The sequence below is a fragment of the Falsiroseomonas sp. genome, assembly GCF_041690465.1.
In the GTDB taxonomy this organism is placed as follows: Bacteria; Pseudomonadota; Alphaproteobacteria; order Acetobacterales; family Acetobacteraceae; genus Falsiroseomonas.
This window is the reverse complement of sequence record NZ_JAWLHG010000029.1, coordinates 1-13235: the sequence shown is the minus strand read 5'-3', so window position 1 is coordinate 13235 and position 13235 is coordinate 1. Positions and strand designations below refer to the sequence as shown.

The window sequence follows — 13235 nt, the reverse complement described above, 5'->3', positions numbered from 1 at the left end:
GCCTGTTCGTCAAGGGAACCCCAGCGGACGTCCCGCGAGAAGCGAGAAATCGAGACTTCGACAAAGCGTGAACGGATACTGGCGGGGTATTTCAAATCACCCCGGAATATTACAATTCCGAAGTATCGGACGATGGTCGGCCCGCACAACGGCGTGACGGCAGAGCCGCGACGTGCGGCGGCGGGACGGCCGCCGCTATAGTCCGCGGATGGAGCGGACACGCCTCGGCAAGTACGAGATCCGCGGGCGGCTCGGCAGCGGTGCCAGCAACGTCCACGACGGCTGGGACCCGGTGATCGAGCGCAGGGTCGCCATCAAGGTCATGCCGCGGGCTGGTGCCCCCGAAGCCGATCCGACCCGGATTGAGCGCGGGGCCCAGCTGCTCGGATCGCTTGCGCATCCCAATGTCGTCGGCGTCTTCGATTCCGGCGAGACGGAGGGATCCGCCTACATCGTCATGGAATTCGTGCAGGGCGGCTCGCTCGCCGAGCGCCTGGCGCGTGCGCGCCCGACGCCGCAGCAGGCACTCCGCTGGATGGACGACCTGCTTGCCGGCCTGCAGCACTGCCACGAGCGCGGCGTCATCCACGGCGCGCTGGACCCCGCCAAGGTCATGCTGACGGCCGATGAGCGCGCCAAGATCGCCGAGCCGGGCGTCGCACGCGTCGTCGCCGACGACGTCACGGCGACACGGCAGGAGCCCGACGCGCTTGCCTATCTGGCGCCCGAGCGGCTCACCGGTGGCACCGCCGATGTGCGCACGGACATCTACGCGGCGGGCGTCCTTCTCTACGAGATGCTGACGGGCGAGCGTCCCTTCCAGGGCGACAGCATCGCGGGCGTGACGCAGCGCGTGCTGCAGGGGCACCCGCCGAGCCCCTCCGCGCTGTCCGTCACTGCGCCGGCGGCGCTGGACGCGGTCGTGGCACGCGCGATGGCGCGCGATCCCGCGGACCGCTTCGCCAGCGCCGCCGACTTCGCCCGCGCGCTGCAGGCCGCTTCACAGGCGGAGGAGGCGACCACGATCCTCGCGGCACCGCAGCCGCCGCACCGCCGGCGCGGCACCGCCGCCGCGCTTCTCGTCGCGGTCCTGCTCGCCGCGGGCGGCGGCGCGCTCTACCTGCTCTGGCCGCAGCCGTCGCCGCCGCCGACCGAAGTGGCGGAACTCACCCTCCCTCCGGCCGCGCCGACACCGTCTGCTCCACCGCGCACGCCATCGCCCGAGATGCCACTCCGGCCGGAAGCGCCATCGCCGCCTGCCCAGGCGCCGGAGGCAGCCGCACCCGCGGCGCCCGAAGCCACGCCACCCGAGGCCGCGCCGCGCGAGCCCGCGGCGCGCGAGCCCGTGGCGCCTCCTGCCGCACCATCCCCGCCGTCGCCCGAGCAGCGCATCACGCCGCTGCCCCCGCCCGCGCGCGAGCTCGCTGAGCCGGCGCCCCAGCCTCCCGCGCGCGCGCCGCTGCCGCGTGAGGAGACGCGCCGCGCCGTACGCGACGCGATCGCGACGGTGCCCTGCGCCCTCGTCTCCGGCGACATTGCGGAGGACGGCAACACGCTCCTGCTGACCGGCCTGGCCGCCTCGGGCGAAACCGAGGCGGAGCTGCGGACCGTCGTCACCAGCGCCGCGCCCTCCGCCGCGCTGGACTGGCGGGTGCGCAGCTTCGAAGGCCCCTACTGCGCCGCCCTCGAGCTCGTCCGGCCGATCTCCCCGCGCTTCGGCATGCTCGGCACCGGCCTCTCGCTTTCGCTTGCCGGCGGGCGGACGACGCTGACTGACGGCGACCGGCTGATCGTGGACATCACCGCGCCCAACTTCCCCGCATTTCTGCAACTCTCCTACTTCCAGGGCGACGGCACGGTCTTCCACATGCAGCCCTCCGCCGCCGCGCCTGCGCGCCGCTATGAGCCGCTTGCGCGCGACAGATGGGGCGAGCCCGGCCCGACCATGGCGGAGCCGCCGACCGTCGGGCCGCCCTTCGGCACCGACCTCATTCTCGGCGTCGCGTCGGAATCGCCACTCTTCTCGCGCACCCGCCCGGAGACGGAGACGGCGGAGGCCTATCTGCGCGACCTCCAGGCGGCGATCGAGGCGGCGCGACGGCGGCGCGAGGTGCTGGCCGGCACCGCCGTTCCGCTCACCGTGCGCCCGCGCCCATGAACCGCCCGACTTCCATCATCAGCGCAGATGGACGTAACGCCCCGGGGCCGGCTCTAGCGGCGGCAGCCCTTGCTCCGGCGCGCCCATGAATGGCGGCGGCGTGCGCTCGCCCGAGCCGGCCGCCACCAGCCAGTCGCGCCAGGCCGGCCACCAGGAGCCCTCGTGGCGCGGCGCGAACATCGCCCATGTGTCCGGGTCCATGTAGCGCTCGCCGTGCCGGCGCATCATGAGCTGGTAGCCGCGGCCGGTGCGCCCGCCCGGCTCGCTGACGATGCCGGCATTGTGCCCGCCATCCACAAGTGCATAGGTCACGTCGGTATCGGCGAAGAGCGCGACCTTGTAGACCGAGCGCCAGGGCGCGATGTGGTCGCGCACCGTGCCGAGCGCAAAGATCGGCGCAGTGATGTCGCGCAGCGCGATGACGCGCCCCTCCACCGCGAAACGCCCGGCGGTAAGGCGGTTCTCCAGGAACAGCCCGCGCAGGTACTGGCCGTGCATGCGCGCGGGCATGCGCGTCTGGTCGGCGTTCCACGCCATCAGGTCGGTCATGCCGTCCACCTCGCCGAGCACGTAACGTCGCAGCAGCCGCGGCCAGACCAGCTGGTTCGAGCGCAGCATCTGGAAGGCGCCGGACATCTGGTGCGTGTCCAGGTAGCCCTGGTCCCACATCAGGTCCTCGAGCCAGCCCACCTGCTCCTCGTCGGTCAGCAGCATCAGCTCGCCCGCCTCCGCGAAATCGGTCTGTGCGGCCAGCAGCGTCATGGAGGCCAGCCGGTCGTCATGGTCGCGCGCCATGGTCGCGGCCGCGATGGACAGGATGGTGCCGCCCAGGCAGTAGCCGCAGGCATGCACCTTCCGCCCCGGCGCAATGGCGCCGATCGCGTCGAGCGTGGCCATCACGCCGCGCCGGCGGTAGTCGTCGAGGCTGGTCTCCCGGTCCCGCTCGTCCGGGTTCTTCCAGGAAATCATGAACACCGTGTACCCCTGCTCCACCAGCCAGCGCACCAGCGAGTTGTGCGGGCTGAGGTCGAGCACGTAGTACTTCATGATCCATGCCGGCACGATCAGCAGCGGCTCGGCATGGACCGTGCCGGTCGTCGGCGCGTACTGGATGAGCTCCATCACCTCGTTGCGGAACACCACGCGTCCCGGCGTCACGGCAAGGTCGCGGCCGATGACGAACTCCTCAGCACCGACGGGCGGCCTGCCGGCGAGCTGCCGGTCGCAGTCCTCAAGCCAGTTCGCCGCGCCGCGCAGCAGGTTCATGCCGCCCTCGTTCACCGTGCGCGCGATCACCGTCGGGTTGAGCCAGGGAATGTTGTTCGGTGCGCCGAGCGCCGTGAGCTGCCGCATCAGGAAGCTCATCTGCTCCTCGTGCCGGTGCGTCACGCCCGGCACGTGGCGCGCGGCTTCCATCCACCAGGCTTCCGTCAGCAGCGAGCCCTGCGCCAGCGCATTGAACGGCCAGACCGACCAGGCGGGATCGGCGAAGCGCCGGTCGTCCGGTTCAGGCCTGGCGATTGGCTCGGCGGCCGGGTCCGCCGCGGCGCGAGCGAGCCACAGTGCGTAGCGCATCGCCAGCACCTGCAACCTCAGCGCCAACGCCATCTGCTTGCCCGGCGCCTGCGCCAGGTGGAAGGCCCAGTCGGCCAGGGGCGCCGCGACCGCCATGGGTGAGAGCCCCTGCGTCGCGCGTGCCTGGCTGGCGCGCACGGAACGATCCAGCGTGGCGTAGCTCGGCAGAGGTGCCCGCGCGGTGGGGGCGGGCCGCGCAGGCGCCGGCATTCCCGGCGCCGTGGCGGCCGCCGATGCTGCGGGCAAGGTTGGCACGGGCTGTGCGGCCGGCGCAGCCGCGGCGTCCTGCGCGGCCACTTCCGGCGCTCTCCGCCGAGCACGTTTCATGGCTCTCTCCACCCCCTCCGCGTGGGGATCCGGATGACGCCGGGCGAGCTGGCTTCCGCTCTGCGGCGGCTCCTGCATGGGCGCGCAATCCCGTTCGGGACCGAGCCACGCAGCCTGAAGGATCGCGGCCACTTCGGTCAACTTCGCTGTCGCAGCCTCTGGCATGACGGACCCGTGGGTTCCGTCCTGCGTTGGGCCCGTGAAGGCCTCCAGCTCTTCCGCCGCGCTCGCCGCGATGCGTCGGTTGTGATGAGAAGGATCTCGTCCGCCGGACCCAGAGGCCGACGATCGCGTCCCCGCTGGCCGAGTTCGTAGTAGCCGACCATGTGCGTTACTCCGTGTCAGGCCTCGCCGAAGGTCGCGAGACCGGGCGCATCTACCGCGCACGGTAGCGGCCAAAGACCGCATGGGAATTGGTCCGTCACCCGCGCAGCGACGATCATCCGCAACGGAGCGCAGGGGGTCGTCCCTCCACGGCGCGAATGGCCGTCGTGGCCGCCGCGGGCATGCTCGGCGCAGGCTTTCGCCGGGAGAGCCTGAACGCCGTCGCTGCGGCGGGCGTGAAGCTGATCGGTTGCGACGGCCACCGCCGCGCTACGCGGCGGGCGTGGTCATCGGCTCGGTCGGCATGGCGGGAACCGATGCCGGCGTCGACCTGCTCGCCGGTACGTTGCGGGAGATCGCTGCGCAACTCGGCTGGCCGCGCCGTCTCGCGCGGATCCATGCCGAGATCGACCCTGTGTGGCTCGCGACGCTCGCGCGAGCGGGTTTTCCGCCGGATCCGCGGGGGATCACCCTGGCCCATCGGTGTCGGCGGCGGATACGGCCGGCTTGCGGTTTGGCAACGGCGCCCAGGTGCGATCGACCTCGGCAGTAGGTTGCTGCGCGGGCGGGTGGAGCATCCTGCCCAAGCTGCTGCGCGGGTGCGCAGGCGGCTGTGGAAGCGGGCGATCTGTCTGTCGTAGTGTGCGTGTCATGACCGGCGACTGCGGAGCGGCACGCGGCTCGGTGGACTTCTGCCAAGGAGGAGCTGCGGCATGACACTGGAATACGCGCCCAAGGGGCTGATCGGCATCCTGACGCCTCAGGCGAACACCACGGTCGAGCCCGAGATGGCGATCATGACGCCGTCCGGATTGTCCTTCCTCACCGCGCGTCTTTGCAGCGCCAAACCTTCGATGGACGAACGACTCCACGACTATTTCGAGATTTTCGGCGAGGCTTTGCGCGAGTTCGCGAATGCACCGCTGTCCGCTGCCGGCTTCGCCTGCACGGGCGCATCGTATCTCGTGGGAGCCAGGCGGGAGGATGCTGCCGTCGCGTCCTTGTCGGAGCGCGCCGGCTTCCCGGTAGTGACGGCTACGATTGCCATCGCCGATGCGCTGCGGGCGGTAGGCGCCGAGCGGATCGCCTTGCTCTCGCCGTATGACGACGCGCTGCACGCGGCGAGCGAGGCCTACTGGTCGGCGCGCGGCTTCATCGTCGTCGCCTCCTTCTCCGTGTTCCGGCATTCGCAGGAGTTCCACCCGATCTACAGCCTGCCCTCGGACGCGACGCGCCTCGGGATGGCGCACTTGGCCGGGGCACAAGCCGACGCGATCGTTGTGCTCGGCACCGGACTGCCCTCGCTGGCGCCGATCGCAGCCACGCCACGGATGGGCGGGAAGCCGGTCCTGTCCAGCATGCTGTGCATGGGCTGGCGCCTGTTCGCGCTGGCCGGGGCATGGCCCGGAGACGGCGCAGGCTTGCTGCGCTTCGCGGAGGATCCGGGCTGGCGCAGGCGGCTGGCGGCAGCGCGCGGATGAGGCCCCGGCCTTTGCCGCGCAAGGCAAGACGCCGCATCCCGGATGGGCTTGCGCCACTCCCCCGGCCGCGCACAAGATCCGGAACGCGCACCCCAGACAGGATCGGATGGACAGGATACTGAGGGAAGCCGACTTCATCGTGGTGGGCGCAGGCTCCGCCGGCAGCGTGGTAGCCAGCCGGCTCTCGGCCTCGCCGACGCATCGGGTCGTCCTGCTGGAAGCTGGCGGAAGCGACCGCAATCCGCTGTTCCGCGTGCCACTGATGTCGGGCGTGCTGCTTCGCAACCGCTACGCCAACTGGTTCTACCACACCGAGCCGGAGCCGCACCTGGAAGGCCGGCGGATCTTCTGGCCGCGCGGGAAGGTTCTCGGCGGCTCGTCCACCATCAACGGCATGGTCTACACGCGCGGCCTGCCGTCGGATTACGATTGCTGGGCGCAGATGGGCCTGCCCGACTGGTCCTTCGAGCGCGTGCTTCCGGCCTTTCGTCGGATCGAGCGCCACCATGCTGGCGCGAGCGAATGGCATGGCGGCGAGGGACCGGTGCCGGTGTCGCGCCCCGGCACGCCACACCCGCTCTACGATGCCTACATCGCCGCTGGCCGCGCTGCCGGCTTCCCCTTCACCGAAGACTTCAACGGCCCGCAGCCGGAGGGCTTCGGCCGCTACGACTTCACCACCCGGCGCGGTGAACGGTGGAGCGCAGCGCGTGCCTTCCTCGACCCTGCGCGGAAACGCCCCAATCTGCGCATCGTCACCGGCGCCCACCTGCTGCGCGTCATCGTCGAGGGGCACCGTGCGCGCGGCGTGGAGATCGCCACCGGCGGCCGGGTCGAGACCATCCACGCGGCCAGCGAGGTGATCCTGTGCTGCGGGACCGTGAATTCGCCGCAGGCGCTGATGCTGTCGGGCATCGGCGACGGCGACCTGCTGCGGCGCCTCGGCATTCCCGTCCGCGCGGATCTGAAGGATGTGGGGCGCAACCTGCAGGACCACCTGCTCGTGCGGGTGGAGCATGCCTGCACCCAGCCCATCACGCTGCACCGCATCACGCGCGCGGACAGGGCGGCGGCGGCGCTTGCGCACGCGCTGCTGTTCGGCACCGGACCGGCCGCCACCTTTCCGATCGAGGCTGGCGCCTATCTCCGCTCCGATCCCGCGCTCGACCAGCCGGACCTGCAGTCCTTCTTCCTGCCGGGTCTGTCCTCCGCCGCGCTGCGCCTGCCGTTCCTGCCGGTCGCGCGGCCGCGGCACGACGGCCACGGCTTCTTCGCCAATGTCTACCAGCTTCGCCCGGAGAGCCGCGGCGAGATCGTGCTCCGCAGTGCAGACCCGAAGGAGCCGCCGGCCATCCGGCCGAACTACCTGTCGAGCCTCCGGGACCGTCAGGTGCTGCGCGCCGGCGCGAAGATCCTGCGGGACGTCTTCGCGCAGGCGCCCTTCGACGGCTTCCGTGGCGCGGAGCTCTCGCCAGGCCCGGACGTGCGCACCGATGCTGAGCTCGACGCCTGGATTGCACGCACCGCGGATGCCGTGTTCCATCCGGTCGGCACCTGCCGCATGGGTGCCGACGACGGTGCGGTGGTGGACGGCGCGCTGCGCGTGCGCGGCGTGGATGGACTGCGCGTAGCGGACGCCTCGATCATGCCGACCATGCCGAGCGGCAACACCCACGCACCCACAATGATGGTGGCCGAGATGGCGGCCGGCTTCATCCTGCGCGACGCCGGCGCGCGCCCATGATGCCCGGAGGCCGACCATGAGCACCACCATGGCGCAGCCGGACGACCTGGACCGCGCCCTCGGCTACCTGCGGGCGATGGAGGAGCGCGACCTCGAGCGCGCCAAGGGCTTCCTGCACCCGAATTTCGCCATGGTCTTCCCCGGCAACCGCCGAATGGTGGACCTCGCCGTACTCGTCGCCTGGAGCCGGACCCGGTACCGGTTCGTGCGGAAGAGCTTCGACGAAACCGACCTCGGGATTGACCGGCACGGCAGGAAGGTGGTGATGCTTTCCGGGAGGCTGTCGGGCGAATGGCTTGACGGCACTGCCTTCGCCGGCATCCGCTACGTGGACCGGTTCATCCTGCAGGACGGCCTGCTGCTGGAGCAGCATATCTGGAACGACCTTGCGGAAGCAATGCATATCGCGCCACGCTGAACCGGGCATGGCTGAACGCCGCGGCGTTGGCGCCGGCGTCACGGAAAGGGAGATGAACGGATGACGACGACAAGGCGGCGGCTGGGCGCAGGCGCACTGGCGACCTTCGCGGCATTCGCCACCCCGGCCCGGGCGCAGGCCGTGCGGCTTCGCTACGCCAACGCGTCGAACGAACAGGCGCTGACCAACCAGTTCGCCGCGGCATTCGCCAACGAACTGCGCAACCGCAGCAACGGCGCGATCGATATCCAGCTGGTGCTCAACGCCGGGTCTGAGCAGAGCATCGTGGAAAGCGTGGCGCTTGGCTCCATCGACATGGCGCTGAGCGGCTATTCGGGCCTGCCAGAGTTTGACGTGCTCTACGTCCCTGCGCTGTTGAAGGACGTCGCGCATGGCGATCGCGTATTCCGGGGCCCGATCGGCCAGCGCGCCGCGGAAGCGCTGCAACGGCGCTACCGCGCACGCTTCATCGGCGGCGGATCGGCGGGCACCTTCGCGCTGTCGCTCCGCTCTTCGGCCTCGTCCTGGGAGGATCTGCGCAACCGCAAGATCCGCGTGCCGCCCTTCGAGGCCTATCCGGAGGCGGTGCGGCGGCTGGGCGGCGTGCCGACGCCGGTGCCGTTCAACGAGGTCTACCTGGCGCTGCAGCAGGGCGTGGCCGACGGGCTGATCACGGTGCTGAATATCATGCTCGCGAACAAGTTCCACGAGGTCTCGCGCTTCGTGGTGGCGAGCGATTTCGGGGTCGGGATGGACAAGATATTCATCGGCCAGCGCAGCTGGGCCCGGCTGAGTGCCGAGCAGCAGGCGCTGTTCGACCGCACCTTCCGCGAGATGCAGGAGGACTGGCTGATCCAGCGCCCGATGCGCAACAAGGCCAACGACCACGCCGCCTGGCGCGCCGCCAACGGGCCGAACTCGGTGATCGAGCTCGATGTCGCCGAACTCGAACGCCTGATGGAGCCGGTGGCGCGCGCGATGGTCACGCGCGTCTACGGTCACGGCGCGTACGAACAGATCACCAGCGCCTGAACGCCGCGGGGGCGCCGGACAGGCCGGCGCCCCCGCCCATCGAGCCGGAGCGACGGGATGAGCGAGGGCACGGCGTATGAGCGGCAGGGCTTCCTGCGCTCCTTCCTGTATTACTTCAGCGCGCTCGCGCTAATCGGGTCCACCTGCCTCATCTTCTATGCGACGATCGCGCGCTACTTCTTCAACGCGCCTCCCTTTTGGGGGGAGGAAGTGGCCGTCATCCTGTTCATCTGGATGGGCTTTACCGCGGCCGGGCTCGCCATCTCCAATGGCTGGAACGTGCGCGTGCAGGCGATCGACCTGGTGCTGAAGGAGCGTACCGGGCTCGTGCTGCGCGCCGTGCTGCACGTGATGGCAGTCGGATTCCTGGGCACGCTGCTCTGGCACTCGGCGCCGGTGGTGGAGCTCAGCCTGTTCGGCACGCTTGAGGCGACGCGGCTGCCCTCGGTGGTGATCACAGCGGCGCTGCCGGTCGGGTTGGCGCTGATGATGGTGTTCCAGTCGGTGCTGCTCGTGCAGACCATCGTGGCGCTACGCACCGGCAAAGCGGGCTGAGACTTGCTGCTGCTTCTCCTGATCCTGACCATGCTCGTTCTGGCCTTCGCCGGAATGGAGATCGCATGGTCCATCGGCATCGCCTGCCTGGTCTACCTCTTCGCCAGTGGCTTCGTGTCCTTCCCCATCCCGCTCTCGCTGCTGCCGCAGCAGATGCTGGAAGGGGTGCGCAGCTTCACGCTGCTGGCCATCCCGATGTTCCTCTTCGCCGGCTACCTGATGTCGTCCGCGGGGGTCACGGAACGGCTGATCCGCTTCGCCGCAGCGCTGGTCGGGCACATTCATGGCGGGCTTGCGAATGTCGGCGTGACGACAAACTTCATCATGTCCGGCATGTCCGGTTCCGCCATCGCGGATGCGGCGGCCACCGGCGCCGTGCTGATCCCGGAGATGGAGAAGCGCGGCTATCCGCGCGCCTATGCGGCGGGCGTGATTGCGGCCGCGGCGACGATCGCGCCCATCATTCCTCCTTCCATCCTCTTCGTGCTGCTCGGCGCCATCCAGAACCTCTCGATCGGACGGCTGTTCCTTGCCGGCGTGCTGCCGGGGGTGCTGCTGTTCCTGGCGATGTTCGTGGTTACCTACGTCGTCTCCCGCGCACGCGGCTATCCGCGGGAGCCCCGGGTGTCCCGGGGGGAGCTCTGGCGCGCCACCCTCAGCGCGGCGCTGCCGCTCGCTGCACCGCTGATCGTGCTGCGCAGCATGATGGTGGGGTTGGCGACGCCGACCGAGGCGGCGTCCATCCTGGTCGTCTACATCGCTCTGCTCGGCCTTTTCGTCTACCGGACGCTGAACCTCTCCAGCATCATCGACTGTGCGGCGCGGGCGGCAGGTGCCACGGCGATCATCATGCTGATGGCCGGCGTCGCCAGCATGTTCGCGCGCATCGCGCTGCAGGAGCAGTTCGGCAGCATCCTGACCGGCGCCATGCTGGCCATCTCCTCGGACGTCCATGTGCTGCTCTTCCTGTTCAATCTGGTGCTGCTGCTGCTCGGTATGTTCATGGATGCGCTGCCGATCATGCTGGTGCTGGCGCCGGTCACTTTCCCGGTCTTCGTTCAGCTGGGCGTGGACCCGATCACGCTCGGCGTGGTGATGGTGCTGAATCTCACCATGGGCCTCCTCACGCCGCCGGTCGGGCTCATCCTGAGCACTGTCTCAGTGATCACCCGGCTGGACGTGCTGACGATCTTCCGCAGTGCCGCGCCGTATTTCGCGGCGCTGATCGTGGTCCTCGGCCTGGTCACCTATGTGCCGGATGTCACCCTGTTCCTGCCTCGCTGGATGCTGCCCTAGGCCGATGCGCAGGATTGCGAATGACCTCGAGCCCGGCGCGCTGCTCCGCTTCCTGCGGGAGATGCTGCGCATCCGGCGCTTCGAGGAAGCGGCGATCGAGCAGGCGCGCGCGGGCATGCTGCCGGGCGCGCTGCATGTCTGTATCGGGCAGGAGGGGGTGGCGGTCGGCGTCTGCGCCGCGCTCCAGTTAACGGACACCATTGTCTCCACCCATCGCGGCCACGGGCATTGCCTCGCCAAGGGCGGGAGGATGGACCGGATGTTCGCCGAGCTCCTCGGGCGGCGCGACGGCTATTGCGGTGGCAAGGGCGGATCGCAGCATATCGCGGATTTCTCGGTCGGCATGCTTGGCGCCAATGGCATCGTCGGCTCAAGCTTCGCGATCGCCGCCGGCGCAGCACTTACGGCAAAGCGTCGTGGCGACGGCCAGGTTTCGGTCGCCTTCTTCGGCGATGGCGCAGCCTCCCGCGGGACCTTTCATGAGGTGATGAACATCGCGCGGCTCTGGCGCCTGCCGGTGTTGTTCGTCTGCGAGCACAACGAGTACGCGCAGTGGGTCCCGGCCGAGCGGAACCTGGCGGCGCGCGACGTCGCCGCCTTCGCCGCACCCTTCGGGATTGCCTCCACGATCATCGATGGGGCCGATGTCCGCGCGGTTCACACGGCGGCCGCAGCGGCCGTGGCTGCGCTGCGCCGCGGCGAGGGCCCCGTCCTGCTCGAATGCAAGACGCACCGCTTCTTCGGTCATACCACCGCCGACATGCAGGTCTACCGCGCACCCGCGCGCATCGGGGAACTGCGCCGCACCGCCGATCCGATCGGCCGGCTCGAGGCCGAGCTGCGGAGGGCAGGGCTGCTCGACGCCAATGCGCGGCAGGAGATGGAGGATGCCATCGCGCTAGAGGTCGCCTCGGCGGTCGCCTTCGCGCTAGCCAGCCCGCCGCCTGTACCCGAGGACATCAGCACCGACATCCTTGCCTGGGCTTGAACGGAACGCAGATGCGCGAAATCACCTATCGCGACGCTCTGGCGGAGGCACTGATCGAGGAGCTCGAGCGGTTTCCCGAGATGGTCATCATGGGTGAGGACCTGATCGCGCAGGGAGGCGTGTTCGGCGTTCACCGGCGCGTGCATGAGCGCTTCCCCGACCGCATCCTGGAGACGCCGATAGCCGAGCCGGGCTTCGTCGGAATGGCGGTTGGTGCCGCCATGACCGGTGGGCCGGTGGTGGTGGAGATCATGTTCCAGGATTTCATCGCCGTTTGCATGGACGAGATCGTCAACCAGGCCGCCAAGATGCGCTACATGAGCGGTGGCCAGGCGCGCATGCCGCTGGTGATCCGCGCGCCCTACGGCGTGGGCCGCGGCAGCGGCGCGCAACACACGCAGGCGCTCGACAGCTGGTTCGTGCACGTCCCCGGCCTGACGGTGGCGATGCCGTCCAACCCCGCGGATGCGAAGGGTCTGCTGAAGACGGCGATCCGTGGCAGCGATCCCGTGCTGTTCTTCGAGCACAAGGCTCTCTACTGGTCGAAGGGGCCCGTGCCGGACGGCCCCGAGGTGACCGTGCCCTTCGGATCCGCACGCATCGTTCGCGCCGGTCGCGATGCCACCGTCGTCGCCACGGGCCGCATGGTCGAGGTTGCCCTCGAGGCTGCGCACCTGCTCGGTGCGTCGCGCATTTCCGTGGAGGTCGTGGACCCACGCACGCTGTCGCCCATCGACATGCGGACCATCTATGCGTCCGTGGAACGCACCAACCGCGTGCTGGTCGTGGACGAGGCGACGCCGCGTTGCTCGGTCGGAGCCGACATTGCGGCCGCGATCGGCGAGCACCGCTTCGACTCGCTGGACGCACCCGTGCGCCGCCTGAACGCGCCACACGCCCCCAAGCCCTTCGCACCAGGCATCGAGCGGCTGTCGGTTCCGCAGGTTGAGGATGTCGTTCGCATGGTGGAGGAACTCGTCCTGTACCGTGTGTGAAGATCCTCGCCGTCCGTGAGTGGCCCGGGAGCGCCTTCGCCTCTGCTCCGACTCGCCTGCCCACCAGCACGGGGTGAGCCCCTGGTGGCGGGCATGTAGCCGCCGGAGTGAAGCTGACCCGGTCGCCGGTTGAAAGCTGACCCAGGTTTAGGGTGCCTCGTCGCGGTGGCGGGGGCCTGGATGCTTGGGGGAGAGCTGGCGTTGGAGATCCGGGTGTTGACCAAGCACGGGAAGGGCGTGCGCGAGATCGCGCGCGAGGTGGGCGTGTCGCGGAACACGGTGCGGCGCTACCTGCGTGACCCGGAGGCGGCGCGGTATCGGGCGCGGCCGCCGCGGCCGGGG

Annotated in this window: 11 protein-coding genes; 10 read left to right on the top strand and 1 reads right to left on the bottom strand. The window is 69.9% G+C overall.

Annotated features, from left to right (window positions below):
* Positions 1–208: 208 nt before the first annotated feature.
* Positions 209–2158: a serine/threonine protein kinase gene (locus ACESM1_RS21875; RefSeq protein WP_372623332.1), complete on the top strand. Its 1950-nt coding sequence runs from the start codon at positions 209–211 to the stop codon at positions 2156–2158.
* Positions 2159–2176: 18 nt separating this feature from the next.
* On the opposite strand, the gene ACESM1_RS21870 is transcribed toward ACESM1_RS21875, so the two are convergent.
* Positions 2177–3943 (bottom strand): PHA/PHB synthase family protein, encoded by a 1767-nt coding sequence (locus ACESM1_RS21870; RefSeq protein WP_372623331.1) that lies wholly within the window; start codon positions 3941–3943, stop codon positions 2177–2179.
* Positions 3944–5097: 1154 nt separating this feature from the next.
* Between ACESM1_RS21870 and ACESM1_RS21865 the strand changes: the two genes are divergently transcribed.
* The 9 genes from ACESM1_RS21865 to ACESM1_RS21825 form a co-directional block, all read left to right on the top strand.
* On the top strand, positions 5098–5865 hold the full coding sequence (locus tag ACESM1_RS21865; RefSeq protein ID WP_372623330.1) for a hypothetical protein: 768 nt from the start codon (positions 5098–5100) through the stop codon (positions 5863–5865).
* Positions 5866–5971: 106 nt separating this feature from the next.
* The gene (locus ACESM1_RS21860) at positions 5972–7609 is read left to right on the top strand and encodes a GMC family oxidoreductase (RefSeq protein WP_372623329.1); all 1638 of its coding nucleotides are present in this window, start codon (positions 5972–5974) and stop codon (positions 7607–7609) included.
* A gap of 16 nt (positions 7610–7625) precedes the next feature.
* Complete coding sequence (locus ACESM1_RS21855; RefSeq protein ID WP_372623328.1) at positions 7626–8027, top strand: hypothetical protein; 402 nt, start codon at positions 7626–7628, stop codon at positions 8025–8027.
* Between the two features lie 60 nt (positions 8028–8087).
* Positions 8088–9059 carry a TRAP transporter substrate-binding protein gene (locus ACESM1_RS21850; RefSeq protein ID WP_372623327.1) on the top strand — a complete coding sequence of 324 codons (972 nt, stop codon included), beginning with the start codon at positions 8088–8090 and terminating at the stop codon, positions 9057–9059.
* Between the two features lie 57 nt (positions 9060–9116).
* Positions 9117–9614, top strand: coding sequence for a TRAP transporter small permease (locus tag ACESM1_RS21845; protein ID WP_372623326.1), 498 nt, complete (start codon positions 9117–9119; stop codon positions 9612–9614).
* Between the two features lie 3 nt (positions 9615–9617).
* Positions 9618–10910, top strand: a complete 1293-nt coding sequence (locus ACESM1_RS21840) for a TRAP transporter large permease (protein WP_372623325.1) — start codon at positions 9618–9620, stop codon at positions 10908–10910.
* Between the two features lie 4 nt (positions 10911–10914).
* The gene (locus tag ACESM1_RS21835; RefSeq protein WP_372623324.1) at positions 10915–11898 is read left to right on the top strand and encodes a thiamine pyrophosphate-dependent dehydrogenase E1 component subunit alpha; all 984 of its coding nucleotides are present in this window, start codon (positions 10915–10917) and stop codon (positions 11896–11898) included.
* An 11-nt stretch (positions 11899–11909) separates the two neighbouring features.
* A complete protein-coding gene (locus ACESM1_RS21830) occupies positions 11910–12893 on the top strand; it encodes an alpha-ketoacid dehydrogenase subunit beta (protein ID WP_372623323.1) in 984 nt (327 codons plus the stop codon).
* 180 nt (positions 12894–13073) lie between these two features.
* Positions 13074–13235, top strand: a 162-nt coding sequence (locus ACESM1_RS21825) for a helix-turn-helix domain-containing protein (protein WP_372623370.1), incomplete at its 3' end; no start/stop codon positions are given.